Source organism: Xanthomonas translucens pv. cerealis (assembly GCF_006838285.1).
Classification (GTDB): domain Bacteria; phylum Pseudomonadota; class Gammaproteobacteria; order Xanthomonadales; family Xanthomonadaceae; genus Xanthomonas_A; species Xanthomonas_A cerealis.
This window is the reverse complement of sequence record NZ_CP038228.1, coordinates 1,586,590-1,612,863: the sequence shown is the minus strand read 5'-3', so window position 1 is coordinate 1,612,863 and position 26,274 is coordinate 1,586,590. Positions and strand designations below refer to the sequence as shown.

The 26,274-nt window shown below is 68.7% G+C and carries 21 protein-coding genes and 1 riboswitch; of the genes, 8 read left to right on the top strand and 13 right to left on the bottom strand.

Annotated elements, in window-relative coordinates; genetic code table 11:
- Positions 1–122 precede the first annotated feature (122 nt).
- The 4 genes from hflD to E4A48_RS07175 are packed head-to-tail and all read right to left on the bottom strand — an operon-like array spanning position 123 to position 2,879.
- On the bottom strand, positions 123–737 hold the full coding sequence (gene hflD / locus E4A48_RS07190) for a high frequency lysogenization protein HflD (protein ID WP_039010016.1): 615 nt from the start codon (positions 735–737) through the stop codon (positions 123–125).
- Positions 734–1,924 carry a tRNA 2-thiouridine(34) synthase MnmA gene (mnmA, locus tag E4A48_RS07185; RefSeq protein ID WP_039010014.1) on the bottom strand — a complete coding sequence of 397 codons (1,191 nt, stop codon included), beginning with the start codon at positions 1,922–1,924 and terminating at the stop codon, positions 734–736. The genes hflD and mnmA overlap by 4 nt, the downstream gene beginning before the upstream one ends.
- Positions 1,921–2,379 carry an NUDIX hydrolase gene (locus E4A48_RS07180; protein ID WP_058196589.1) on the bottom strand — a complete coding sequence of 153 codons (459 nt, stop codon included), beginning with the start codon at positions 2,377–2,379 and terminating at the stop codon, positions 1,921–1,923. Before E4A48_RS07180 ends, mnmA begins: the two co-directional genes overlap by 4 nt.
- Positions 2,379–2,879 carry a hypothetical protein gene (locus E4A48_RS07175; protein ID WP_039010010.1) on the bottom strand — a complete coding sequence of 167 codons (501 nt, stop codon included), beginning with the start codon at positions 2,877–2,879 and terminating at the stop codon, positions 2,379–2,381. Before E4A48_RS07175 ends, E4A48_RS07180 begins: the two co-directional genes overlap by 1 nt.
- 75 nt (positions 2,880–2,954) lie before the next feature.
- Between E4A48_RS07175 and clpS the strand changes: the two genes are divergently transcribed.
- Together clpS and clpA are read left to right on the top strand one after the other, a co-directional pair.
- Positions 2,955–3,275: an ATP-dependent Clp protease adapter ClpS gene (gene clpS, locus E4A48_RS07170; protein ID WP_039010008.1), complete on the top strand. Its 321-nt coding sequence runs from the start codon at positions 2,955–2,957 to the stop codon at positions 3,273–3,275.
- A 124-nt stretch (positions 3,276–3,399) separates the two neighbouring features.
- Positions 3,400–5,682: an ATP-dependent Clp protease ATP-binding subunit ClpA gene (gene clpA, locus E4A48_RS07165; protein ID WP_039010006.1), complete on the top strand. Its 2,283-nt coding sequence runs from the start codon at positions 3,400–3,402 to the stop codon at positions 5,680–5,682.
- A gap of 122 nt (positions 5,683–5,804) precedes the next feature.
- On the opposite strand, the gene infA is transcribed toward clpA, so the two are convergent.
- The 4 genes from infA to trxB form a co-directional block, all read right to left on the bottom strand.
- Positions 5,805–6,023 carry a translation initiation factor IF-1 gene (infA, locus tag E4A48_RS07160; protein WP_004425677.1) on the bottom strand — a complete coding sequence of 73 codons (219 nt, stop codon included), beginning with the start codon at positions 6,021–6,023 and terminating at the stop codon, positions 5,805–5,807.
- A 96-nt stretch (positions 6,024–6,119) separates the two neighbouring features.
- A complete protein-coding gene (aat, locus tag E4A48_RS07155; RefSeq protein WP_142742138.1) occupies positions 6,120–6,857 on the bottom strand; it encodes a leucyl/phenylalanyl-tRNA--protein transferase in 738 nt (245 codons plus the stop codon).
- 29 nt (positions 6,858–6,886) lie between these two features.
- Positions 6,887–8,008 carry a GNAT family N-acetyltransferase gene (locus E4A48_RS07150; RefSeq protein ID WP_142742137.1) on the bottom strand — a complete coding sequence of 374 codons (1,122 nt, stop codon included), beginning with the start codon at positions 8,006–8,008 and terminating at the stop codon, positions 6,887–6,889.
- Between the two features lie 54 nt (positions 8,009–8,062).
- Positions 8,063–9,031: a thioredoxin-disulfide reductase gene (trxB, locus tag E4A48_RS07145; RefSeq protein WP_142742136.1), complete on the bottom strand. Its 969-nt coding sequence runs from the start codon at positions 9,029–9,031 to the stop codon at positions 8,063–8,065.
- A 287-nt stretch (positions 9,032–9,318) separates the two neighbouring features.
- Here trxB and E4A48_RS07140 point away from each other — a divergent pair, with 287 nt between their 5' ends.
- The 3 genes from E4A48_RS07140 to lolA all read left to right on the top strand — a co-directional run bounded on the left by E4A48_RS07140 (position 9,319) and on the right by lolA (position 14,428).
- Complete coding sequence (locus E4A48_RS07140) at positions 9,319–11,676, top strand: DNA translocase FtsK (protein ID WP_142742135.1); 2,358 nt, start codon at positions 9,319–9,321, stop codon at positions 11,674–11,676.
- A gap of 152 nt (positions 11,677–11,828) precedes the next feature.
- A complete protein-coding gene (locus E4A48_RS07135) occupies positions 11,829–13,727 on the top strand; it encodes a DUF3857 domain-containing transglutaminase family protein (protein ID WP_176717127.1) in 1,899 nt (632 codons plus the stop codon).
- A gap of 74 nt (positions 13,728–13,801) precedes the next feature.
- On the top strand, positions 13,802–14,428 hold the full coding sequence (lolA, locus tag E4A48_RS07130) for an outer membrane lipoprotein chaperone LolA (protein ID WP_039009997.1): 627 nt from the start codon (positions 13,802–13,804) through the stop codon (positions 14,426–14,428).
- A 58-nt stretch (positions 14,429–14,486) separates the two neighbouring features.
- Here the strand turns inward: lolA and xopZ are convergent, their stop codons facing one another.
- On the bottom strand, positions 14,487–18,629 hold the full coding sequence (gene xopZ / locus E4A48_RS07125) for a XopZ family type III secretion system effector (protein ID WP_185910734.1): 4,143 nt from the start codon (positions 18,627–18,629) through the stop codon (positions 14,487–14,489).
- Positions 18,630–18,982: 353 nt separating this feature from the next.
- Here xopZ and E4A48_RS07120 point away from each other — a divergent pair, with 353 nt between their 5' ends.
- From E4A48_RS07120 to E4A48_RS07110, 3 genes are all read left to right on the top strand, one after another.
- Positions 18,983–20,290, top strand: a complete 1,308-nt coding sequence (locus E4A48_RS07120) for a replication-associated recombination protein A (RefSeq protein ID WP_409975487.1) — start codon at positions 18,983–18,985, stop codon at positions 20,288–20,290.
- A gap of 142 nt (positions 20,291–20,432) precedes the next feature.
- Positions 20,433–20,503, top strand: a riboswitch (Fluoride riboswitch).
- 82 nt (positions 20,504–20,585) lie between these two features.
- Positions 20,586–21,956, top strand: coding sequence for a voltage-gated chloride channel family protein (locus tag E4A48_RS07115; RefSeq protein WP_142742134.1), 1,371 nt, complete (start codon positions 20,586–20,588; stop codon positions 21,954–21,956).
- Entirely contained in the window at positions 21,953–22,144 is a 192-nt protein-coding gene (locus E4A48_RS07110) for a hypothetical protein (RefSeq protein WP_142742133.1), read from the top strand. Before E4A48_RS07115 ends, E4A48_RS07110 begins: the two co-directional genes overlap by 4 nt.
- 416 nt (positions 22,145–22,560) lie before the next feature.
- Here the strand turns inward: E4A48_RS07110 and E4A48_RS07105 are convergent, their stop codons facing one another.
- From E4A48_RS07105 to E4A48_RS07090, 4 genes are read right to left on the bottom strand one after another with little or no spacing between them, the layout of a single operon-like run.
- Entirely contained in the window at positions 22,561–23,223 is a 663-nt protein-coding gene (locus E4A48_RS07105; RefSeq protein ID WP_081044667.1) for a tetratricopeptide repeat protein, read from the bottom strand.
- Positions 23,217–23,699 carry a cytochrome c-type biogenesis protein gene (locus E4A48_RS07100; RefSeq protein WP_039009988.1) on the bottom strand — a complete coding sequence of 161 codons (483 nt, stop codon included), beginning with the start codon at positions 23,697–23,699 and terminating at the stop codon, positions 23,217–23,219. The genes E4A48_RS07105 and E4A48_RS07100 overlap by 7 nt, the downstream gene beginning before the upstream one ends.
- Positions 23,696–24,238 carry a DsbE family thiol:disulfide interchange protein gene (locus E4A48_RS07095; protein WP_142742132.1) on the bottom strand — a complete coding sequence of 181 codons (543 nt, stop codon included), beginning with the start codon at positions 24,236–24,238 and terminating at the stop codon, positions 23,696–23,698. Before E4A48_RS07095 ends, E4A48_RS07100 begins: the two co-directional genes overlap by 4 nt.
- Positions 24,235–26,220, bottom strand: a complete 1,986-nt coding sequence (locus E4A48_RS07090) for a heme lyase CcmF/NrfE family subunit (RefSeq protein ID WP_142742131.1) — start codon at positions 26,218–26,220, stop codon at positions 24,235–24,237. The genes E4A48_RS07095 and E4A48_RS07090 overlap by 4 nt, the downstream gene beginning before the upstream one ends.
- Positions 26,221–26,274 lie beyond the last annotated feature (54 nt).

The window sequence follows — 26,274 nt, the reverse complement described above, 5'->3', positions numbered from 1 at the left end:
AGATTCACGATTGCTGTATCGGCCGTACCCCCTCGGTCTTTAGCCGCGGTGTGGTACCGATCGCGTCCGCGCGGCGAAACGTGCGCTGCATCGAGCCAGTGCCGGCGGCGCCAGCGCCGCGCTCAGCCCAGCGCGCGGTCCACCGCGTCGATCATGCGTCGCTTGGACAGCAGGAAATCCCACAGGCTGCCGCCCATCTGCCGCCACAGCACCGCCGAGCGCACCGCGGCTAGCAACAGTGCGCGGATCTCCGCCACCACCCCGGCCTGGCCCAGGTAATGCGGATTGCCCTGCACCATCACCCGCGGACGCAGGTGGCTGATGGTATCGGCATACAGTTGACCGAGCGCGCCGATCACCTCCGGATGCGCGCTGTCGGCATGTTCGGCCAGCAGCGGCGCGATCCGGGCGATGCCGGCGCTGACCTTGGCGGCGGTCTCGGTGTCGCGCACGAAGCGCCGCTCCAGTTGCAGTACCGCCAGCGCCAGCCGCGGCAGCATCTCGTCCTGGCCCTGGTTGCGGAAATAGTTGTGCAGCAGGCGCAGCCCGGGCGCGACGTCGCCGACCTGGCCGTAGACCGCCTGCGGCGTGTCGGCATCGGTGCGGAACACGCTGTCGAGCAGTGTCCGCACCAGCGACGCCTCGGACTGCCCGGTCTCGGCGATGCGCCGCACCTGCTGCAGGGCCTGGGCAACGCCGGCCAGCGCCAGCACGCGCGCGTCCATGGAATCGGTCATCGGGTGGTTTCCTCTAGTGAAGCGGGGCGCTGCGCCAGACGGCGTTGCAGCGGGGCATCGGTGCTGGCGATCACCGCGCCGCCCAGGCACGCGTCGCCCTGGTACAGCACCAGCGACTGGCCGGGGGTCACGGCGCGCTGCGGGCGGACGAAGCGCACCGCCAGGGTGCCGTCATCGGCCACTTCGACCGTGCACGGCTCGTCGGCCTGGCGGTACCGGGTCTGCGCGGTGCAGTCGAAGCGCCGCGCCGGCGCCGACCCGGCGATCCAGTGGGCGGCTTCGGACTGCAGATGCGTGGACATCAGATGCGGGCTGTCGCGGTCCTGGTCCACGTACAGCACGTTGCGCGCTACGTCCTTGCCGACCACGTACCACGGCGCCGCCGCGCGGCCGCGCACGCCGCCGATGTTCAGGCCCTCGCGCTGGCCCAGGGTGAAGTAGAACACGCCCGGGTGCTCGGCCACGACCTGTTCCTGCGGGTCGCGGATTTCGCCGCGCCGCGCCGGCAGGTAGCGGCCGAGAAAGTCGCGGAAGTCGCGCTCGCCGATGAAGCAGATGCCGGTCGAGTCCTTCTTCGCGTGGGTCGGCAGGCCGGCCTCGCGGGCGATGCGCCGCACCTGCTCCTTGGGCAGCTCGCCGACCGGGAACAGGGTCGCGGCCAGTTGCGCCTGGCCGAGCTGGTGCAGGAAATAGCTTTGGTCCTTGTTGCGATCCAGCCCGCGCAGCAGCCGCCAGCGGCCGTCGGCGAAGGCCACCCGGGCGTAGTGGCCGGTGGCGATACGCTCGGCGCCGAGTTCGCGCGCCGCGTCCAGGAAATGCTTGAACTTGACCTCGCGGTTGCAAAGCACGTCCGGGTTCGGGGTGCGCCCGGCGGCGTACTCGGCCAGGAAGTGGGCGAACACGCCTTGCCAATATTCTTGCGAAAAATCGCGGAAGTGGAACGGCATGCCGAGCAGGCCGCACACCGCCACCGCGTCGCGGCGGTCGGCCTCGGCGCGGCAGCCGGTCGCTTTCGGCTTCCTGCCTGCAGCGACACTCGCGCTGTCCTGGGCATCCCCGCTGCCGTCGTCGGCCCAGTTCTGCATGAACAGGCCGGCCACGTCGGCGCCTTGCTGCACCAGCTGCCAAGCCGCCACCGACGAATCGACCCCGCCGGAGACGCCGACCATGATCCGCGAGCGGTTCATTCCAGTTGCCGCACCAGGTCCAGGGGATAGCGCGTGCCGGCGAGGAAATCGGCGGCCACCTGCCACACCAGCGGGCTGCGCCAGCGCGGCGCGGCGGCCTGCAGCTCGGCCGGGGTCATCCACAGGGCGCGCACGATGCCCTCGTCCAACGGCCGCTGCGGGTCGTGCGCGACCGGCTCGGCGGCGAAGGCGAAGCGCAGGTAGTGGCGGCCGTTGTCGGCCTTCCACTGGTAGGCGCCGATGAACGCGGTCAGCCGCACCTGCCAGCCGGTTTCCTCCAGCGTCTCGCGCAGCGCCGCCTGCAGCAGGCTCTCGTCCGGCTCCAGGTGCCCGGCCGGCTGGTTCAGCACCAGCGCGCCGGCGATGGATTCTTCCACCTGCAGCAGGCGTCCGTCGCGCACCACCACCGTGGCCACGGTCACATCGGGCTGCCAGGGGCCGGGGGTCAGCGCCATCAGAACGCGTCCTTGCCGGCGTTGAGTTCGGCATCCATCGCGTCGGCGCCGCGCGCGGCCGCTTCCAGCGCCTCACGCAAGGCGCTGTCGTCGGCATCGGCGGCGACCTTGACCACGAATACCGCGGTGCCGCCCTGGCGCACCCAGCCGCCGAGGATGTCGGCCTGCGCGTCTTCCAGCAGGCGGTTGGCGATCGCGGCGGGCAGGGTGCCGCCCTTGGCCTGGTAGGCCGGCGACCAGATCTCGCGGATCCGGTAGCTGCCGAAGGTCTCCACCGGTGAGCGCACGTAGATCAGCTGCTGGCGCTCGCGGCCCTGTTCGCGCAGCCCGAACAGCAACTGGTAGTCGCCGTCGGCATCGGCCTGGACGTCGTAGCCCATCGCCTTCAGGCGCTTGCCCAGCGCCTGGTCCGGCGCGGCGGCGGCTGGCAGCGAGGCCGCCAGGAGCGCGGCGAGCACGGCGGCCGTGCGGAAATTCGTCGAATGCATGCGTTGCGCCATCAAAGAGGGGGAATTGTGCGGGCAGGAGCGGCGATCGTCCAATCCGGGCCGACAGCCGCCGTATATAATCGGCGCATGCCTCGCAAGAATTCTTCAGACCTCGACCACGGCGTAATGGTGGAAACCGGCAAGCCGGAGATCGCCCGCCCGCCGATGTACCAAGTGCTGTTGCTGAACGACGACTACACCCCGATGGAGTTCGTGGTGACCGTGTTGCAGCGGTTTTTCTCGCTGGACCTGGAGAGGGCCACGCAGGTGATGCTGCACGTGCATACCCGCGGCCGCGGCGTCTGCGGGGTGTACACCCGCGAGGTGGCTGAATCCAAGGTAGCTCAGGTGAACGAGTTTTCGCGGATGAACCAGCATCCCCTGTTGTGCACGATGGAAAAAGCCTGATAGTGGTAAGCGTCGGTCACCGGTTTGCCCCGGACTAACGCGGTCTGAACACACTGATCCGATAGGGTTGTGGAAATTCACAACTCCAGCCGCATATTGTTGGCAACAGACGTCGGAGTGAACCATGTTCAGCAAAGATCTCGAGCAAACCATCGGCCAGTGCTACAAGCGCGCCCGGGAAGCCCGCCATGAGTTCATGACGGTCGAACACCTTTTGTTGGCCTTGCTCGACAACCCTTCGGCACAGGCGGTGCTCAAGGCCTGCGGCGCCGATACCGAACGCTTGCGCAGCGAACTGGAACAGGCCATCGAAGCTTCGGTGTCGCGTCTGGCCGAAGATGACGGCCGCGACACGCAACCCACCCTGGGCTTCCAACGGGTGCTGCAGCGCGCGGTCTACCACGTGCAGTCCTCGGGCAAAAAGGAGGTCACCGGTGCCAACGTGCTGGTCGCGATCTTCGGTGAAAAGGACTCGCATGCGGTGTATTTCCTGACTCAGCAGGACGTCACCCGGCTCGATATCGTCAATTACCTGTCGCACGGCATCGCCAAGCTGGGCGAGGAGGGCGAGAGTCCGGCGCCGTCCGACGGCGAAGCCAAGGGCGAGGCAGGTGAGGGCGAAGCCAAGGGCGACGCCCTGGCCGAATACGCCAGCAATCTGAACGAGCAGGCGCGCAACGGCCGCATCGACCCGCTGGTCGGCCGCGCCGACGAAATCGAGCGCACCATCCAGGTGTTGTGCCGCCGGCGCAAGAACAACCCGCTGTACGTGGGCGAGGCCGGTGTCGGCAAGACCGCGATCGCCGAGGGCCTGGCCAAGCGTATCGTCGAGGGCAGCGTGCCCGAGGTGCTGGCCGACGCGGTCATCTATTCGCTGGATCTAGGTGCGCTGGTCGCCGGCACCAAGTACCGCGGCGACTTCGAGAAGCGCCTCAAAGGCGTGTTGACCGCGCTGAAGAAGGTGCCCAACGCGGTGCTGTTCATTGACGAGATCCACACCATCATCGGTGCCGGCTCGGCCTCGGGCGGTACCATGGACGCCTCCAATCTGATCAAGCCGGCACTGGCCTCTGGCGATCTACGCTGCATCGGCTCGACCACGTTCCAGGAATACCGCGGCATCTTCGAGAAGGACCGTGCGCTGGCGCGGCGCTTCCAGAAGATCGACATCGTCGAGCCGACCGTGGGCGAAACCTTCGAGATTCTGCAGGGCCTGAAGCCCAAGTACGAGGCGCACCACGGGGTGACCTATGCCGACGACGCGCTGCAGGCGGCGGTGGACCTGTCGGTGAAGCATATCGGCGACCGCCTGCTGCCTGACAAGGCGATCGACGTCATGGACGAGGCCGGCGCACGCCAGCGGCTACTGCCGCAGGGCGTACGCAAGGAGTTGATCGACATCGAGGAGATCGAGACCATCGTCGCCAAGATGGCGCGGATCCCGGCCAAGCAGGTCAGTGCCACCGACAAGGACGTGCTGCAGCATCTGGAGCGCAACCTGAAGATGGTGATCTTCGGTCAGGACCCGGCGATCGAGACGCTGGCCTCGTCGATCAAGCTGGCGCGCTCGGGCCTGGCCAATCCGGAGAAGCCGATCGGCAACTTCCTGTTCGCCGGTCCCACTGGCGTCGGCAAGACCGAGGTGACCAAGCAGCTGGCGTTGCAGCTGGGCATCGAGCTGGTACGCTTCGATATGTCCGAATACATGGAGCCGCATTCGATCAGCCGTCTGATCGGTGCGCCTCCGGGCTACGTCGGTTTCGACCAGGGCGGCCTGCTGACCGAGAAGATCGTCAAGACCCCGCACTGCGTGCTGCTGCTGGACGAGGTCGAGAAGGCGCATCCGGACATCTTCAACATCCTGCTGCAGGTCATGGACCGCGGCGTGCTGACCGATACCAACGGACGCGAGGCCAACTTCAAGAACGTGATCCTGGTGATGACCACCAATGCCGGCGCCACCCAGGCTTCGCGGCGCTCGATCGGTTTCACCAAGCAGGACCATTCCACCGACGCGATGGAGACCATCCGCCGCAGCTTCACCCCGGAATTCCGCAACCGCCTGGACGCGGTGGTGCAGTTCCAGCCGCTGGCGTTCAGCCACATCCTGCGCGTGGTCGACAAGTTCATCATCGAACTGGAGATGCTGCTGCAGGAGAAGCACGTGTCGCTGTCGGCCACGCCGACCGCGCGCGACTGGCTGGCCCAGCACGGCTTCGACCCGCTGATGGGCGCGCGGCCGATGGCGCGGGTGATCCAGGACAAGGTCAAGCGCCCGCTGGCGGACGAACTGCTGTTCGGCAAGCTGGTCGGCGGTGGCCGCGTCACCATCGACGTGCGCGACGGCGAGCTGGTGGTTGAGACCCAGGCCGAGCCGGAGCGCCTGCTGCCGGCGACCGTCGAGTGATGGCGTCCTAGAACGCCAACCACGACAAAAGGCGGCTGCAGAACCTGCAGTCGCCTTGCGATGTCACCGATGAGACGAGAAGGCGGCCGAGGGCCGCCTTTTTCACAACCGCTGCGAGGCGGTCACTTCATGCGGTAGGTGATGCGACCCTTGGTCAGGTCGTACGGGGTCATTTCAACCTTCACCCGGTCGCCGGTCAGGATGCGGATGTAGTTCTTGCGCATGCGTCCGGAGATGTGGGCGATGATCTCGTGCCCGTTTTCCAGCTTGACCCGGAAGGTGGTATTGGGCAACGTCTCGCTGACGGTGCCTTCGAATTCGATGGAGTCGTCTTTCGACATGTAATCCTGTGCGATTTCGCGAGCGGCCACAAAGGCCTGAAGAGCGGGGATTTTACCCGCCTCGGCCGCAGCATGCAAAGTTTGCGTTAACGCCGCTCAGCAGTAGGCCAGTTCTGCGGCCGCCAGTTCGCCGAAACGCGGCGTCCACGGGCCGGCAGGCGTGGCATCGGCCGCCAGCGCGGCGATCGCCTCGAGGAACACGGCGCGCGGCCAGCGCTGCGCGCCGAGGCTGAGCAGGTGCGCGTTCTCGACCTGGGCATCGATCAGCGGCCAGCCCCAGCCGTGCAGGCGCCAGGCCAGCGCCGCCAGCGCCACCTTGGAGCCGCCGCTGCGCGCGCTGAACATGCTCTCGCCGAAGAACATGCGTCCACGCGCCACCCCGTAGATGCCGCCGACCAGCTCCTCGCCATCGAACACCTCCACCGAGTGAGCGTGTCCGGCACGGTGCAGGGCGACGTAGGCGGCCGTCATCTCGGCGGTGATCCAGGTGCCGTCCTGGCCGCGCCGCGGCGCCTGCGCGCAGGCGCCGATCACCTGCGCGAACGCGGTGTCGGCGCGCACCCGCCACGGCGAGTGGCGCAGCGCGCGGCGGAAGCGCGAGGACAGCCGCACTGCGTCGCTGCGGAACACGGTGCGCGGGTCCGGGCTCCACCACAGGATCGGATCGCCGTCCGAGTACCACGGGAAGATGCCGTGCGCGTAGGCATTGAGCAGGCGCGTCGGGGTCAGGTCGCCGCCGATCGCGAGCAGGCCGTCCGGTTCGCGCAGCGCGCTGGCCGCGGGCGGGAATGGGGCGGCCGGATCGGCGGCAAGCAGGGCGGGGAGACGGCGCATCGGCGCAGCGTAGCCGATCGGGCGGGCGCTCAGTCCGGGCGGAACGGCGAGTGCCGCAGCAGGGTCGCCGCGTGCTGGCGCACCGCGGCGGTTTCCTCGGCGCACCAGTCGGCCAGCGGCGCGCGGAAGCCGGGGTCGGCGATCCAGTGGCGGCTGCGCACCAGCCGCGGCAGGAAGCCGCGGGCGATCTTGTGCTCGCCCTGCGCGCCAGGCTCGAAACGGGTCAGGCCTTCGCGCAGGCAGTAGTCGATGCCCTGGTAATAGCAGGTTTCGAAATGCAGGCCGGGCAGGGTGTCGCCACCCCAGTAGCGGCCGTACAAGGTGTCGCCGCCGCGCAGGCAGAGCGCTCCGGCGATCGGCTTTTCTTCCTGCATGGCCAGGAATATCAGGACGTTACGCGGCATTTCTCGTGCGATATGCGAGAAGAGCTCCAGGGTCAGCGCGGGCGAGTTGCCGTAGTCGTCGAAGGTGCGCAGATAGAACGCGTACATCGCCTGCAGGTCGGCGGCGCTGGCCTCGTCGCCGTGCACGACGCGGAAACCGATGCCGGCGCGCTGCACCTTGGCCCGCTCCTGGCGGATGTTCTTGCGCCGCTTGTGGTCCATCGCCGCCAGATAGGCGTCGAAATCGCTCCAGCCGGCCTCGTTGTGCCACTGGTACTGCACGTCGCTGCGCGCCAGCCAGTCCTCGCCGAACGCGGCGTCGTCCGCGGCGCTGTGGAAGTTCACGTGCGCCGAGGACAGCCCGCTGGCCGCGGTCAGCGCCTGCATCGCCGCGAGCAGCGCCTGGCGCCGGGCGGTGTCGCGCGCCAGCAGCCGCGGCCCGGTCACCGGCGAATACGGCACCGCGCACAGCCACTTCGGGAAGTAGTCCTTGCCGTAGCGCGCGTAGGCATGCGCCCAGGCATGATCGAACACGAACTCGCCGTGCGAGTTGGTCTTCAGGTAGCCAGGCGCGGCGCCGACCAGCGCATCGCCGTCCCACAGGGTCAGGTGCAGCGGCGTCCAGCCCCAGTCCGGGCGCAGGCAACCGTGCCGTTCCAGGCCGGCCAGGAACGCGTGGGCGACGAACGGGTTGCCGCCGTCGTGCAGCGCGTCCCAGTCGGCCGCGGCGACCTCGTCGAGCCGGTGCAGCCAGCGCACGCTGCTCATGCCCGCACCCGCGCGCGCGTGGCGGACGCCGTCAGCGCGCGCGTGGCGGCGTGCTCAGGCACCCTTGTCCAGATAGCGCTCGGCATCCAGCGCGGCCATGCAGCCAAAGCCGGCCGAGGTGATCGCCTGCCGGTAGTGCTGGTCGGCGACGTCGCCGGCGGCGAACACGCCCGGCACCGAGGTCTCGGTGGCCGCGCCGCCCAGCCCGGAGCGGATCTCCAGGTAGCCGTTGTTCATCGCCAGCTGGCCGTCGAACAGCTGCGTGTTGGGGTGATGGCCGATGGCCACGAAGAACCCGTGCGCGGCGATCTCGCGGGTGCTGCCGTCCTGGGTGGACTTGACCCGCACCCCGGTGACGCCGGCCTCGTTGCCCAGCACTTCGTCGATGGCGTGGTGCCAGACGGTCTCGATCTTGCCGGCGGCGACCTTGGCGAACAGCTTGTCCTGCATGATCTTTTCGGCGCGCAAGGTGTCGCGGCGGTGCACCAGGTAGACCTTGCGGGCGATGTTGGACAGGTACAGCGCCTCTTCCACCGCGGTGTTGCCGCCGCCGACCACGACCACGTCCTGGTCCTTGTAGAAGAAGCCGTCGCAGGTGGCGCAGGCGGACACGCCGCGGCCCTTGAACGCCTCTTCCGAGGGGATGCCCAGGTACTTGGCGGTGGCGCCGGTGGCGATGACCAGCGCGTCGCAGGTGTACTCGGCGCTGTCGCCGCTGAGCCTGAACGGGCGCTGCGACAGGTCGGCGGTATGGATGTGGTCGAAGATCACCTCGGTCTCGAAGCGCTCGGCATGCGCCTGCATCCGCGCCATCAGGTCCGGTCCCAGCAGGCCATGGGCGTCGCCGGGCCAGTTGTCGACCTCGGTGGTGGTCATCAGCTGGCCGCCCTGCTGCAGGCCGGTGATCACCAGCGGCTTGAGATTGGCGCGCGCGGCGTACACCGCGGCGGTCCAGCCGGCCGGGCCGGAACCTAGGATCAGCAGGCGCGAATGCTTGGCGGAAAGGGGGGCAGGGGGGCTCATGTATACTCGCGAAGAGGTTGAAATGGCGGCGGATGCGCGGCATTGCGCGGTGTCCGGCGAAGTCGCATAGAGTGGCGGCCGGCCTGGGATGAATCAAGCCGCGTGGCGAGAACGCTGCAGCCTGCGGCCCACCTGTCACCGTGCCAACGCCGTGTGTGCCTGCCGCCGCGGGGTGCCGGGCGTTACCGCAAGCGCGGCGGGACGATTCAGGTTTCGACTGCTGAAATGCCAGGCCGATTCGTTTATTATCAATCACTAACAGTGTATTTCTAAGGTTTGGTCATAGCGTGGCGAAGCAGGTTCCGGAACGCGGCAAATCCCAGGGCGCCAATGCGGCCGCACGCAAGCAGGCCGCCGCGGCCAATCCGCGCCGGCAGAAGCTGTGGCGCGACCTGGCGCTGATCGCGATCGCGCCGCTGCTGCTGTACCTGTTAGCCAGCCTGGCCACTTACTCGGCGACCGATCCGGGCTGGTCGCATACCGGCAACGTGGTCGCGCCGGTGCACAACATGGGCGGCAAGTTCGGCGCCTGGATCGCCGACGTGCTGCTGCAGCTGTTCGGCTATGTGGCGTTCCTGCTGCCGGTGGTGATCGGCGCGATCTCCTGGATCGCGCTGTTCGGCATGGACAGCGATGGCGACGGCGAGGCCGACCTGGGTCCGGCGTTGCGCCTGGTCGGCATCGTCGGTTTCCTGATCGCCGGCACCGGGCTGCTGCACCTGCGCCTGTTCAGCGGCGACGTGGCCGGCGCCGGCGGCATCCTCGGCAAGCTGGTCGGCAGCTCGTTGACCGCCGGCTTCGGCGCGCTGGGCAGCAACCTGTTCGTGCTGGTGCTGCTGCTGGTGTCGATCACTTTGGCCACCGGCCTGTCCTGGTTCGCGGTGATGGAGCGCATCGGCCGCGCGATGATGACCCTGCCGACGCTGGCGCGGCGCGGCAGCCAGCAGGCCAACGAATGGCAGCAGACCCGCGCCATGCGCGAGGAACGCGAGGAAGTGCGCAAGGTCGATGCGGTGCAGCGCGCCAAGCGCGAGCCGGTCAGGATCGAGCCGCCGCCGGCGCCGGTGGTGGAGAAGAGCGAGCGGGCCAAGCGCGAGCAGCAGATCCCGCTGTTCCATGGCACCAGCGGCGACCAGTCCGGCATCCCGCCGCTGGCCCTGCTCGACGACCCCAAGCCGCAGACCAAGGGCTATTCCGAGGAAACCCTGGAAACCCTGTCGCGGCAGATCGAGTTCAAGCTCAAGGACTTCCGCATCGAGGCGCAGGTGGTCGGCGCCTATCCGGGGCCGGTCATCACCCGTTTCGAGATCGAGCCGGCGCCGGGCATCAAGGTCAGCCAGATCAGCTCGCTGGACAAGGACATCGCGCGTGGCCTGTCGGTGAAGTCGGTGCGCGTGGTCGACGTGATCCCGGGCAAATCGGTGGTCGGCCTGGAAATCCCCAACGTCAGCCGCGAGATGATCTACCTCAGCGAGCTGCTGCGCTCCAAGGAATACGACAAGTCGCCTAGCCCGCTGACCCTGGCGCTGGGCAAGGACATCGCCGGCCGCCCGACCGTGGCCGATCTGGCGCGCATGCCGCATCTGCTGGTTGCCGGCACCACTGGCTCGGGCAAGTCGGTGGCGGTCAACGCGATGGTGCTGAGCCTGCTGTACAAGGCCTCGGCCAAGGAACTGCGGATGCTGATGATCGATCCGAAGATGCTCGAGCTGAGCGTCTACCAAGGCATTCCGCATCTGCTGGCGCCGGTGGTCACCGACATGAAGGAGGCTGCCAACGGCCTGCGCTGGTGCGTGGCGGAGATGGAACGCCGCTACAAGCTGATGAGCACGGTCGGGGTGCGCAACCTGGCCGGCTTCAACAAGAAGGTCAAGGATGCGCAGGACGCCGGGCAGCCGATGATGGACCCGCTGTTCAAGCCCAACCCGGACCTGGCCGAGGCGCCGCGGCCGCTGGACACGCTGCCGTTCATCGTCATCTTCATCGACGAATTCGCTGACATGATGATGATCGTCGGCAAGAAGGTCGAGGAGCTGATCGCGCGCCTGGCGCAGAAAGCACGCGCGGCCGGCATCCACCTGATCCTGGCCACCCAGCGCCCGTCGGTGGACGTGATCACCGGCCTGATCAAGGCCAACATCCCGACCCGCATCGCGTTCCAGGTCAGCTCCAAGATCGACTCGCGCACCATCCTCGACCAGTCCGGCGCCGAGACCCTGCTCGGCCACGGCGACATGCTGTACCTGCCGCCGGGCACGGCCATGCCCGACCGCGTGCACGGCGCCTTCGTCAGCGACGAGGAAGTGCATCGCGTGGTCGAGCACCTCAAGGCCAGCGGCCCGGCCGACTACATCGAGGGCGTGCTCGACGAAGTGCAGACCATGGGCGACGGCACCGTGGTCGGTGCCACCGGCCTGCCGGAGAGCAGCGGCGGCGGCGGCGACGAATCCGATCCGCTGTACGACGAAGCCTTGCGCATCGTCACCGAGACCCGCCGCGCGTCGATCTCCGGCGTGCAGCGGCGGCTGAAGATCGGCTACAACCGCGCCGCGCGGCTGATCGAGGCGATGGAGGCGGCCGGCGTGGTCAGCCCCCCCGAACACAACGGCGACCGCAGCGTGCTGGCGCCGCCGCCGCCCAAGTGAGGCGCGCGACGCGGCCCGCACCCCGATTCCCGGCCATCGCAACTGCCCGGTGCCGCGCCGCATGCGATGCTGGCGGCCGTTCCCGCCCGCTGCCGTCGCCGATGTCCCCAACCGCCTGCCCCCTGCGCCTGCTGTTGTGCGCCGTCCTGGCCATGGCCGGGTCCGTTGCCGCCGCGCAGCCGCCAGCCCCAGCCGCTGCGGCCGCCAGCCAAGCCGCGGCGACGCCCGAGGTCGCCAACAACTACAGCTACGTGCGCTACCGCGCCGACTACGAGGTGCGCGACGACGCCGGCAGCGTGGAGACCGACGAGTACGAGCTGCTGTTGAAGACCAAGGCCGGCGTGGACAAGTTCAGCCAGGTTCGGCTGAGTTATAGCGAAAAGCTGGAAACGCTGGAGGTGCTGGCCGCCTACGCGATCACCCCGGACGGGCTGCGCCACGACGTGCCGGCCGACAAGATCTACACCCAGGAAAGCTATTCCAGCGCCTCGGCGGCGATGTACGCCGATCGCAAGGTCAAGGTGGTGGTGTTCCCCAACCTGATGCCGGGCACGCGACTGGTGTACCGGGTGCGCCGCACCCAGGCGGTACCGTACTTCCCCGGCTATTTCAGCCTGTGGGAGACCTTCAGCGTGTTCTCCCAGTACGACGACGCCACGGTGACCCTGGTCGCGCCGCGGCGCATGCCGATGTACCTGTACACGCGCGGCGTGGACGGTGCCAACACGCCGAAGATCGACGGCGCGCAGGCGCGCTGGGAATGGCGCTACCAGCGCCGCGAGCCGATGAAGAGCCAGAACTGGGCGGCGGCGACCTGGGAATTCAGCCCGACCATCATGGTCAGTAGCTTCCGCCGCTGGTCGCAGATGGGCCAGGCCTACCAGCGCAGCAGCGGCGTCGCTGCGCAGGTAACGCCGAAGGTGCGCGCGCGCGCCGAGCAGATCACCGCCGGCATCGGCGAGCGCCGCGCGCAGGCGACTGCGCTGTACGAGTGGGTGGCGCGCAACATCCGCTACGTGGCGGTGTACCTGGGCAACGGCGGGCTGCAGCCGAACAGCGCCGATAGCATCCTCGACAACCATTACGGCGACTGCAAGGACCACACCGTGGTGCTGGAAGCGCTGCTGGCGGCCAAAGGTATCGCCAGCACGCCGGTGCTGATCGGCGCCGAAGGCGGGCCGACCCTGCCGGACGTGCCGGTGCTCGGCCGCTTCAACCACGCCATCACCTATCTGCCCGAGTTCAAGCTGTACGTGGACTCGACCAATCCCTACGCGCGCTTCGGCCAGCTGCCGTCAGGCGATCTGGGCGTGCCGGTGCTGCACACCGTGGACGGCAGCGTGGAGCGCACCCCGCCCAACGACGCGCGGCTGAACCTGTACCAGGCCGAGGCCGACTACCGCTTCGCCGCCGACGGCAGCCTGCGCGGCATGACCAAACTCGATAGCGGCCAGATCGGCGAGATCGGCCTGCGCACCATGTTCGTGCAGCTGAATACGCAGAACCGCACCCGTATCGAGGAATCGATCCTGGCCGCGTCCGGCTTCGACGGCAGCGGCGAGCTGGAACTGAGTGGCGCGCCGCAGGACCTGAGCCGGCCGTTCGGCTATGCCTACCGGTTCCGCGCCAGCGACTACGTCGACTTCGGCGTGGTCGGTGGCATGACCCTGCCGCAGATGCCCGGCGCCGACTCGGTGCGTGGGGTCTACGCCACCACCTCGGCCGAGCACAACCTGACCCCGTTCTACTGCAATGACAACGCGCGCAGCGAAACCTACCGGCTGACCTTCCCGGACAGCGTGCCGATCATCGCCATCCCCGCCGACACCCGCTTCGGCAACGCCGCCGGCGAATACGCCGCGACCTGGGTGCGCGACGGCCAGACCGTGGTCGCCACGCATACGCTGCACCGACGCGCTGTGCATGGCCCGCAGGCGCTGTGCCAGCCGCAGGACTACGCGGCGTTCCGCGAGCTATACCAGCAGGTGCGGCGCGGTTTCCGTGGGCAGATCCTGTACGGCGATCTCGGCCGCATGCAGACCGGACAGTGAGCGCGCTTGCCTCTGATCGCCTATTCAGCTTGAACGCGTCACACTTCCCACACTCCATCCGGAACGCCGTCCGCATGCTTTCCATACTCCGTTACACCCTCTTTGCCAGCGCGCTGCTGGCCGGCAGCGCCTTCGCCGGCGCGCGCGACGACCTGAACACCTTCACCCGCGGGCTCAAGGGCCTGGATGGCCAGTTCGCGCAGAAGGTCTACGACGGCAAGGGCGCGCTGAAGGAAACCACCAGCGGCCGCGTCGCGTTGTCGGCGCCGCGCCTGTTCCGCTGGGAATACCACAAGCCCTATACGCAATTGATCGTCGCCGACGGCGCCAAGGTCTGGGTCTACGATCCTGACCTGAAGCAGGCCACGATGCGCACCCAGGGCGCCGAGGAGCAGAACAGCCCGCTGACCGCGCTGATCGACCCGGGCAAGCTGGACCGCCAGTACGACGTCAGCGAGGAAGCCGTGGCGCGGGACGGCCTGCAGTGGCTGTCGATGACGCCGAAGGTGGACACCGAGGCCAGCTTCCAGATCGCCAAGCTCGGCTTCGACGCCGGCGGCCTGGCACGGATGGAAGTGGTCGATGCGGTCGGCCAGCGTACCGAGATCAGCTTCACTGGCTGGAAGCGCAATCCGGCCTTCGCCGCCGGCACCTTCCGCTACGTGCCGGACAAGGACGTGGACGTAGTCGGCGACCGCTGAGGCGCCGAACCGGCCTGGGTTCGGCCAGGGCAGATCTGCCGGCGCCGGGTCGGCGCTTTCACGGCACCGGTTCGTAAGGCGTCCATTGGCCGACCGTGCGCATCGCCTCGGCCAACTGGTTGGTCTGGCGTTTGACGAAGAAGTCGATGCCGCGCTCGCGCTGGCGCTTGCCCTTCTCGCGCAGGATCAAAATGGTGGGTTCCCATATCGCCGGCTGGCTCAGCAGCGCGTCGAAGTCGCGCTCGGCCTGCGCCGCCTCCGCCTCGCGCCCGGCCATCCGCAACAGCTGGCTCTGCGCGCGCAGCGCGTCCAGGCGCGGCGCGGCCTCGGTCTGCAACACCCAGTCCACGATCAGCGAGGCGAAGCGGTTGTCGCGCATATGCACGCGGACTCGGTCCATGAAGTCTTCCAGCTGACGCTCGGCCACCAGATAAAGGCGCTGTTCGTCCACCTTGCCGCGCAGCTTGGCGACCCCGTAATTGGTCCATAGCGGCCAGTTGCGGCGCACGTCGTGTTCGAACTGGGCGAAGCTCTGGAACTCGAACCCGCGGTCGGTGCGCACCGGATCGATTTCGTTGTTGAACATCCACAGCGTGGTGAACGTGGTGCTGCCGGCCGAATGCAGTTCCTTGCTGAAACCCAGCTCGAGCGTGCCGGTGGACAGCCGCGCCAACGGCGTGGGTGCGGCATCCGCCACGGCGGGGCGATGCCACTGCTGGGCCACCACACTGGCCGAAGCGCGCGCGGCCATCTCGACCCTGGACTGCGCCGTCGAATCCTTCAGCAGCATGTTCATGTAGCCGGCGATCGGGGTCTGCGAGCTGGCGCTCTCGCGGCGCGCCTTGACGCCCACAGACGCGCCGAGCGTGACGCGCCGTGGCCGACCGTCCATCTCCCCCACGCGCACGCCGGCGGTTGCCGCGATGCTGGATTCGGTGCTCGACGCGGTGCGCTGGGCACCGTCGATCACACCGACGGTGATGCTGGGATGCTCTGCCAGCAACGCTCCCAGCAGGTCGCGTTGCGCAAGCGGCACGCCGTCGCTGTCGGGTTCGCCGGCCATGCGCAACAGATGCTCGAACATGGCCAGGAATTGCGCGCGCTGCTCAAGTTCGTGGCCTTTGCCGCGCCGCGGCACGCGGATCTGCACGCCATTCTCTAGACTCGACTCCATCTTCAAGCGCCATTCGGCGGTTCCGCCCAGTACCACCGGCGCGGCGTCGGTACCCGGCAGCAGCAAACCGGCGCTGATTCCCGCCGCGGCCTGCAGCTGCCGCGTCGCCTGTCGCCCGATCTGCAGCGATAGGCCGGTGCGTCCCATGTAGATTTCCATCGAGGCCTCGGTGCTGGCCTGTCCGCCCAGCGCCAGCTTCAGCCCGAGCCCGGCGGGGATCACCGCCAGCGCGGCCGACAGCGGCGCTGCGTTGAGGCCGAGCACGCGTTGTTCGGTGATGCGCAGTTTGTCGCGCCATGCCAGATGGCCCAGCAGGTCGCGCAGCGCATCGAACAAGGTCTCAGGCGATCGCACGCGGGCGCTATCGCCATCATGCAGCAGGCGGCTGGCGCTGGCGACGGCCTGATGGAAACGTTGGCGTTCGGCCGATTCCAGCGTGTCATCGCCGGCGCTAGCAGCGGCCTGCTCGCGGTGGTCGAGCAGGCCGCGCTGGAGCAGGCGCATCGTGTCCGGCAGCCGCATGCCGCCGGCGCGCAAGGCGCTCCAGGCGGCCTCGACCGCGGGATGGCACGCGGCCGTGGATGCAGCCGGATCGGTGCGCGCGGAACGCGCGGCGTGGTGTTGCAGATCCAGTCCGCGCCGCTGGATGTCGCGCAGCAGTTTGGGAGTGAAGGCGAGCCGCGTCAGGTCCTGTTCGGCCGGGCTCCAGCGCACATATTCCGCAAGCGCCTGTAGCGCCAGCTCCTGCGGGGCCGGGAGCTGCCCAGCCCCACGCTGCGCATGGCGCCTTTCGTTCAACCAGCCGGTCAGGTGCTCCGCTGCCTTGCGCAGTTCCTCGCCGGCGCGCCGCGAGGGGGTGGGCAGCGCTTCGGCAGCGGCCACCCGCGTTCCCAGTTCCAGCGCATGCAAGGGGTTGAGTTGGCCTCGCTGTGCGCTCGCGTTGCCGGCGCGCGCCCATTGCGCGAACATCTGCAGGCTGGCGTTGACCTGCGCATAGGGCGACCCGGCGGCGGTGCTCTCATAGCCGTTGCGCAATGCGTGGAAAGCGCTGCGTTGCATCTGCGTGGCCGCCTCCAAGCCGTGCGTCGGCGATGCGCCATGCAGCGCATGCTGCGCCCCGGCCTGTGCCGCGGACAGCCAGGTGCGCTGGGCGCTCTGCGCCACCTCCGTCTTCGCATACAGCTGGCCGGCACGCAGATAGATCTGCGCGGCCTCCCGCTGTTCCCTGGACGGCGCTGTCTGCTCGGCCCGCAGCATCTGCGCAAGCACCTGCATGCCGCGCGGCACGCCAGCCAGCAATCCGACGCAGGCGGCGGTGGTCTCGCTCAACGCCGGCGTATCGGTCCCCGGCGCCGGCACCAGTTCGCGCAAACCGATCGCGTCCAGCTCGCGCAGGGCCTGCGCGGCCTGCGCGATGTCGCCCCTGGCGGCAATCGACAGTGCCTGCAAGCCGATCTCGATCGCGTCGGCCGGCGACAATGCGTCGCTGCCGAACGCATCGCCGCGCGTCTGCACCGCGGTGGTCCAGGCGCGCAGGGTCTGCTCGTCGGCCGCGCACAATGTCTGCGCATGGAAGCCTGGCAGGGCATCGAGCAAGCGTTCGGCCGTGTCAGCGTTGGTGCTGGCGAATGTTGCCTGCAGCGCATCGTGCTGCGCTTCGGTACTGGACAGGTCCTGATCCACCCGGACCACGGCCTGTTCCATCCGGCCTTGCGCTTCCTCGAGCGCGTGCACGGTTCGGTCCTGCTGCCAAAGTTCGCTGGTATTGACCTGCAACGACTGCCGCGCCTGCTCCAACTGCGTGTCCACGCGCCGCAATTCGTTCTGCAGCCGCCGCTTCTGCCGCTGGCAACGCTCGCCGTGACCACGTTGCAGGGCCTGCATGCGTTCGTGCTGCAGCAGCCGGTTGCGCATGGTTTGCGTCTGCGTGTCTGCTGGGCCGCAAGCAGCGGATGCCGGTGCGCAGGTGCTTGCAGCGCCCGGCGCGCCTTGCGCGCATCGTTGCAGCGACTGCACATGTGCCTGTGCCCGCGCATGCGCGCTTTGCAGCGTTTCCAGCTCGGCATTGGCCTGCGTGAGCTGTTGCGCCAGCGCCTCGGCTTGCGCGCCGCCGCGGCCGAAGAAGACTGCCTTGGCAAGCGCATTGCCATTGCTGCGCGCGCGGCCAAGTTCGCATTCTAGCCGGGCGAGCGCCGCACGTGCCTGAACCATGGCGGCATCCCCATCCACCGCGGCCGACGACGATCCGGCCGGCGCCGCGGATTGCGGCGGCTGGCCGCGACTGTTCGCGGCGGCCAGTGCGTCGCGCGTGGCCGCGACCTTCGGCTCCAGCTCCCGCAGCGCGGCAGACACCGCGTCCGCTTGCGCATCGCATTGCTGCATCTGCCGCACCAATTCGCCACGTTGCTGTCTGAGCCGGGCGATGCGGTCGCCCAGGTTGCCGGCGCGGCGCGCCAGCAACGCCAACCGCTCGCGCGCCGACTGCAATGTCTGGGTATGCGCGTACTTCAGTTCGTCTGCATGGCGCCGGGCAATACCGATGGCGAGGCGGCCATTGGTGTGCTCGAGGCGCGCCAGCAACGCGTCATTCAGATCCGGTGCGGCATCGGGCCGTTGCGCGGCCGTCCCGGGCTGGCGCGCGGCGGCGCTGTCCGCGTCGCCGGCAGGGCGAGCGGAGGAGGACGCATGGCGGAGCAGGTCGCGATGCGGCAGCGGCGTTCCGCTGTCCAGTCCCAGGATCGCGCCTGCCTTGCGCCAGGGCAGGGTCCACGAGCGCTGCTTGTTCGCGCTCAGCGGGGTGAAGGGAACCGCCTTGTTCTGCTCGGCCTTTTGCAACAGTGCGGCCGACCAGGTCAGGGGCGCGTCTTGCGCTGCGATCAGCTCGGCTTCGAACGCGCTTGGCTCGGGAGTCGCCAGCTTGTTGTGCGTCTGCCGCTTTGCCGAGGGCGCAGATGGATGCGAGACGGTTTCGGCCATGCCCGGCAGACAGGCGGAAACCCCATAGGGCCGTAGCGGAAACTTAGGCATAGAAATAATTCGCGCAATGGAATTTTCACGTTCGCGATGCCCTCTATGGTTTCGCTTTGGCGTGCAATATGGCGAGCCGTGGCCTCCGGGCTTGCGCCAGCGTGGTGCAAAAGGTCCCATGGTGCGGTCGATCGCGAATACCGGTCGGCGAAGTGGCGTGTTGAAAACGGAAGGTTCGCCGGCATTGCGGCAGCTGATGTGCGCCAGCGGCTGACCGCTGCGCTAACGCTCGCCGGCGTCGGCGCGGGTTGCAGCGGCGCACGTCGCACGCAGACGGGCGATAGAATGGGCGGGTGGCCAAGCGCAGACTCCTCGCCGATACCCCCGACCTGCTGAGCGTCGATCGCGATGCGATGCGCCCGCTGGCCGAGCGCATGCGCCCGCGTACGCTCGACGAGATGGTCGGACAGAAACGCCTGCTGGCCCCGGCCAGCGCGCTGCGCCGCGCGGTCGAATCCGGGCGCGTGCATTCGATGATCCTGTGGGGGCCGCCGGGCTGCGGCAAGACCACCCTGGCGCTGCTGCTGGCGCAGTACGCCGAGGCCGAATTCAAGGCGATCTCGGCGGTGCTGTCCGGCCTGCCGGAGGTGCGGCTGGTGCTGGCCGAGGCCGCGCAGCGCTTCGCCGACGGGCGCCGCACGGTGCTGTTCGTGGACGAGGTGCACCGCTTCAACAAGGCACAGCAGGACGCGTTCCTGCCGCATATCGAGCGCGGCACCATCCTGTTCGTCGGCGCCACCACCGAGAACCCGTCGTTCGAACTGAACTCGGCGCTGCTGTCGCGCTGCCGTGTGCACGTGCTGGAATCGGTGTCGCCGCAGGACATCGTCGAGGCGCTGCAGCGTGCGCTGCACGACAGCGAGCGCGGCCTGGGCAGCGAGGCGATCCGGGTGTCGAACACAGCGCTGCTGGAGATCGCCAGCGCCGCCGACGGCGACGTGCGGCGCGCGCTGACCCTGCTGGAGATCGCCGCCGAGCTGGCCCAGGGCGAGGACGGCGAGATCACCCCGCAGACCCTGCTGCAGGTGCTGGCCGACCGCACCCGCCGTTTCGACAAGGGCGGCGAGCAGTTCTACGACCAGATTTCGGCGCTGCACAAGTCGGTGCGCAGTTCCAATCCGGATGCGGCGCTGTACTGGCTCACGCGCATGCTCGACGGCGGCTGCGACCCATCCTACCTGGCGCGGCGCCTGACCCGCATGGCGATCGAGGACATCGGCCTGGCCGATCCGCGCGCGCAGCAGATGGCGCTGGAAGCCTGGGACATCTACGAGCGGCTGGGCAGCCCGGAAGGCGAGCTGGCCTTCGCGCAGTTGGTGCTGTACCTGGCCAGCACCGCCAAGTCCAACGCCGGCTACGCCGCGTTCAACCAGGCCAAGGCCGAAGTGCGCGAGAGCGGCACCCAGGAAGTGCCGCTGCATCTGCGCAACGCGCCAACCAAACTGATGAAGAACCTTGGTTACGGCGAGCATTACCAGTACGACCACGATGCCGAGGGCGGCATCGCCCTGGATCAGACCGGGTTTCCGGATGCGATGGGCGAGCGCGTGTACTACCGGCCGGTGGAGCGCGGCCTGGAGATCAAGCTCAAGGACAAGCTCGACCGGTTGCGCGCCGCACGCGAGCAGGCACGCGCTGACAAGGGCAAGCCGCAGCGGTGATCGGCGCCGCGGCAGGCGACATGCCTGCGCGCCGTGTTCCCGCAGAGACTAATGTCGACCATGCGCCTGGACCGCCTGTCGAAATTGAAGGGCAGGGCACATCCGGGCGCGGCTGGACACGCTTCTGGCCGCGTTCCATAATGCGCCCACAGGAGATGGCGTTCCTCCTTCAACCACTGTGCCGACGGCGCAGTTGATGACGCCTACAGACACCTGACCGCGGTCGGGGCTGTAGGCGCATGCGTCCGCTTCCCTTGCTCTCGGTCAGCCCGATCCCTTCGAGCAGACAAGACCGATGCGCCTATTCCGCCGACCCGAACAACTCGAACTGCTGCCTTATCTGGGCAAGTGGCTGCTGATCGCCAGCGTCGCTGGCTTGCTCGCAGGCAGCGCCTCCGCATTCTTCCTGTTTTCCCTGGATCGCGCCACGGCCTGGCGCGAAGCCCACCAATGGATCGTCTGGCTACTGCCCGCGGCCGGATTCGGCGTGGGCCTGGTCTATCACCTGTTGGGCAAGAGCGTCGATGGCGGCAACAACCTGATCATCGACGAGATCCACGACCCCAGGAAGGTCGTGCCCTTGCGCCTGGTGCCGCTGGTGCTGGGCGCAACGGTGGTCTCGCACCTGTTCGGCGCATCGGTCGGTCGCGAGGGAACCGCCGTGCAGATGGGCGCGGCGCTGGCCGACCAGCTCACCCATGTGCTGCGCATCCAGCGTCAGGACCGGCGCGTCCTGTTGATGGCCGGCATCAGCGCCGGATTCGCCTCGGTGTTCGGAACGCCGTTGGCGGGCGCGGTGTTCGGCCTGGAATTGCTCGCGATCGGTCGCATGCGCTACGATGCACTGTTCCCGTGCATCGTCGCCGCGATCGTCGCCGACCAGGCGTGCCTGGCGTGGGGCGTGCATCACACGCACTATGCGATGGCTCAGGTCGTGCCGGTCGGCGTATCGAGCGTGCTGGCCGTGGTCGCCGCGGGCGGCGTGTTCGGCCTGGTCGGCATGCTGTTCGCTACCGCCACGCACCGGCTCGGCGCGCTGGTCAAACGTTGCATCCGTTATGCGCCGCTGCGGCCGGCCGTTGGCGGCAGCGTGGTTGCCACTGCGGTGTGGGCGCTCGATGGCTACCGCTACATCGGTCTGGGCATCCCCGACATCGTGCGTTCCTTCCAGCAGCCGATGGCGCCATGGGATTTCTTCGGCAAGCTTGCGTTTACCGTGGCCTCGCTGGGGACCGGTTTCAAGGGCGGGGAAGTCACGCCGCTGTTCTACATCGGCGCGACCCTCGGCAACGCGCTGGCGCCGCTGCTGCACCTGCCGTTCCCGCTGCTGGCCGGGATCGGCTTCGTCGCCGTTTTCTCCGGCGCCGCCAATACGCCGATCGCCACCACGCTGATGGCCATGGAGTTGTTCGGCGCCGACATCGGCCCGCTGGCAGCGATCGGTTGCGTCACCGCGTATCTGTTCTCGGGCCATACCGGCATCTACCACGCCCAGCGCGTGGGAAATGGCAAGCACCGCGGCCATCGGCAGGCCATTCCGGATGCCTTGCGTCTGGCCGAACTGGGGCAGTTTCACGCGCAACAACGACGGCAGGCTGGAGAACGGCCGCCAACGCCGCCGGGCGATACCGCGTCCGCAAGCGCGAGCGAGGAGGGCATCCAGTGAGCGCGGGTAGCCAGCAGCCTATTGCCGCGCTGCGGCTCTATTTCCCGATCTCCAGCAAAGCCGGGGCCACGCGATTGTGGCATCGCCTGGCGGCGCCGGCGCTCGCCGGCCATCTGTTGGGGGTCGCCAGGCAGGCACGCATCGTGCAAGCCGTGTTGCACCAGGTCAGCCACGGCTACCTGCCCTGACAACGGCTGTCGCATCACCACCCCGGACAGCAGCGCAGCGACCAGGCCCAGCGATGCTGCGGCAAGCGCCAGCGGCACGAACGTGGCATGAAATGGAATCAAGCGCGGCTGCTTACTTGGCAACACAGCGTGACGGGCCGATCCATACCCGGCGTGCACTGTAATCGCAGGATGGCCTTGTTCTCGCCTCCGATCCTGGCGGCGGCCGCAAGGATCGGACACGCAGCCTACCCGAGATTGGTCGGGAAGCGTCGAACGCGTGCACATGCGATCCGCTGGCGTGCAGCAGCGTCGGGGTGGATAGCTTTCGCCTCAGGGCAAGAATCCGGTTGCTCCCCAGCGCAGGCAGAGACGATGACCCGAGTCGCCGAGTTGGATGCCGAGATCGTTCGATAGCTCGCGCAAGCAGTGGCGCTTCAGCGTGTCGCGGCGGGCACAGGTGGGGGCGCCGCGGCCATCGCTTCGGCAGCGGCGATTTTCTGCGCCACTGCTTCGCGCAGCGGGGAAGTTTCGGGCAGCAGGCTGCGCAGATGCCGCCAGTGCGCCGCGGCGTCTGCGTAATGCTGCCGCTGGAATTCGCCGATGCCGAGCATCCACAGGCCGCGCTGGTTGTCCGCTTGCTGCGCGAGCACGCGCTCGAGCATGCCGTGTGCGGTCGCGCCGACGGCGAAGTCGGGTTGCTGCGCCATGTCCGCCTCGACCCAGCCGAGCAGCGCGTCGCGGTTGTCCGGGTCGATTCGTAGCGCCTGCGCGTAGGCGTCGCGCGCCTCGGCGGGACGTTGCGCTTGCGTGGCGGACAGCGCCTTGTCCATCCATTGCTGCAGTGCCGGTGGCGTCGGGTCTGGCGCGGGTGCCGGCACCGGCGTGGCCTGCCCGGGGACGCCGGCGAGCGCGGCCGGGTCGCCGACCAGCAGATACAGGCCGGCACTGGCCAGCGGCAGCGTCGCCGCCAGCAGCGCCGCGGCGGTCAGCCGCCACCTGCGTGCGCCCGGATGCCGGCGCAGCAGCGGCCACAGCAAGGCGCTCAATGCGACGGCCACCATCAGCGTGGCGGTAATGCAGAAACCGACGCTCACCATTGTTCTTCCGTCTCCTGTTGCGCAGGGACTTGCGCCGCTGCGGCCCGGCGCCGCAGCGTGGCCACGACCAGGGTTGCGCCACCGAGCAGGAACAGCAACGGGCCGAACCACAGCAGCCAGGTGCTGGGCGCCAGCGGCGGATCGTAGAGCACGAACTGCGAATAGCGATCGACCATGTACTGCTTGATCTGCGCGTCGCTGCGGCCGGCCTGCAACTGCGCGAACACCTGGTGGCGCAGGTCGCGCGCCAGGGTGGCGTTGGAGTCGGCCAGGTTCTCGTTCTGGCAGACCAGGCAGCGCAATTGCGCGGTCAGGCGCTGGAAGCGCAGTTCCTGCTGCCGATCCTGGAACGGCAGCGGATCTACAGCCTGTGCCGCTGCCGGCAACGCGTGGGCGAGCAGCAGCAAGGCCAGCAACGGCAGCCACGGTCTGCTCCATGGCCGCCCGCGCCGCGTTCGCGCAGAAGTCCCGCTCATCGCCGCGCTCCGCCAAGCGCGGCGATCGCCGGGCGCAATTCGGTGGCGATCACCGTGGGGGTCAGCACGCCGATGTGCTTGTAGCGGATCACGCCCTGGGCATCGATCAGGAAGGTTTCCGGGGCGCCGTAGACGCCGAAGTCGAGCGCGCGCTGTCCGTCCAGATCGACCACGACCAGCGTGTACGGATTGCCGCGCTGTGCGAGCCAGTCGCGTGCGTCGCGCGGGTCGTCCTTGTAGGCGTAGCCGATCAGCGCGACACCGAGGTCGTTGGCGTGCGCCATCAGCACCGGGTGTTCTTCGCCGCAGGCCAGGCACCAGCTGCCGAACACGTTCAGCAGGTAGGGGCGGCCGCGCAATTCGGCGCTGCCAGCGCGCTGCGCGGGGTTATCTAGGCGCGGCAGCGAGAACACCGGCGCCGGCTTGCCGATCAGCGGCGAGGGCACCTCGCGCGGATCGTGCACGCGGCTCCAGTAGATGCCGAAGCCGAACAGCGCGGCCAGCAGCAGGAAACCGAGCAGCGGCAGCAGCCGGCTCATGGCGATGCCGCCGCTGCGCGCGTGGCGACGGCTGCGCCAGGTTCGGCGCCGTGCTCGCCCGTGTGCGGCGCACGCAAGCGCCGCGCACAGGCGCTGACGAAGCCGCCGAGCATCATCAGCAGGCCGCCCAGCCAGATCCAGCGGATGAAGGGTTTGTAGTACAGGCGCAGGGTCCAGGCGTTCTCGATGTGCTGGTCGTCCATCGGCTCGCCCAGCGCGACGTACAGATCGCGGGTGACGCCGGCATCGATCGCCGCCTCGGTCTGGATCCGCTCGCTGGAATACAGGCGCTTCTGCGGATGCAGCAGCGCCACCGCCGCACCGTCGCGGCTCACCGTCAGCGTGCCTTGTTCGGCCTTCCAGTTGGGGCCGTCGATCATGCGCACGCCGTCGAAGCGGAACGCGTAGCCGCCGATCTGTTCGCTTTGCCCCGGCGCCAGGCGCACGTCGCGCTCGATCGACAGGCTGTCCGACAGCAGCACGCCAGCCACGAAGACCGCCACCCCGGCATGCGCCAGCAGCATGCCGGCCAGCTCCGCGGGGAAGCGGCGCCCGCGCGGCGCTTCGCGCAGGCGTTTGTACGCGTACAAGGCGGTGCCGACACCGATCCAGGTGGCGGCGGCGACGCCGGCCACCGCGCGTGCCGAGCCGTCGCTCAGCACGAAGGCGACCAGCGCGCAGGCCAGTGCGGCCAGCACGGCGCGTACCGCCACCGCCTGCAGCGCGCCCGCTTCGGTCCGGCCCCAGCGCAGGTGGGGACCGAACGGCAGCAGCAGCACCACCGGCAGCATCAGTAGCGGGAACAGCAGGCCGAAGTAGGGCGGGCCGACCGAGACCTTGCCCAGCTTCAGCGCATCGCCGAGCAACGGGAACAGCGTGCCCAGCAGCACCATCGCCGCGGCCACGGTCAGCATCAGATTACCGACCAGGATCGCGGTTTCCCGCGACAAGGCGCTGAACGGCTTGCCGGCGGCCAGCCGCGGCGCGCGCAGCGCGTACAGCAGCAGCGCGCCGCCGACCGCCACGATCAGGAAGCCAAGGATGTACAGGCCGCGACGCGGGTCGGCGGCAAAGGCGTGCACCGAGGTCAGCACGCCCGAGCGCACCAGGAAGGTGCCAAGCAACGACAGCGAGAAGGCGAGGATCGACAGCAGCAGGGTCCAGGCGCCCAGCGCGCCGCGTTTCTCGGTGACCGCCTGGGTGTGGATCAGCGCCGCGCCGACCAGCCACGGCATGAAGCTGGCGTTCTCCACCGGATCCCAGAACCACCAGCCGCCCCAGCCCAGTTCGGCATAGGCCCACCAGCTGCCGGCGACGATGCCGGCGGTGAGGAAGCCCCAGGCGACGTTTGTCCACGGCCGCGCCCAGCGCACCCAGGCCTGCTGCTGTTCGCCGCCGAGCAAGGCGGCGATGGCGAAGGCGAAGGCGACCGAGAAGCCGACGTAGCCGGTGTAGAGCACCGGCGGATGGAACACCATGCCCGGATCCTGCAGCACCGGGTTGAGTTCGCTGCCGTCCAGCGGCATCGGCGACAGCCGCGCGAACGGGTTGGAGGTGAACAGCACGAACGCCAGGAAGCCGGCGGCGATCAGGCCGAGCACGCCGAGCACGCGCGCGGCGAACGCCTGCGGCAGGTGCCGGCTGCTGCGCGCCAGCAGCACCGTCCATAGATTGAGAATGGCGATCCACAGCAGCAGCGAGCCTTCGTGCGCGCCCCACACCGCGGCCAGCCGGTAGTACCAGGGTTGCGCCAGGTTGGCGTTGGCGGCCACGTAGCGCACCGAAAAATCCAGGCGCAGCAGCGCATAGGCGAGCAGGGCGAAGGCCAGCCAGGCGAACAGCGCCTGCGCCCAGGCGGCCGGCCGCGCCACCGCCATCAGCGCGCGATCGCCGCGCCAGGCGCCGAGCAGCGGCAGCACGCCCTGCGCCAGCGCCAGCAGCAAGGCCAGGATCAGCGCGAGTTGGGCCAGTTCGGCGGTCATCGCGGCAGGGTGGCCGAGTGCGGCCAGCACAGCGCGGCACGGCAGGGCGGTATC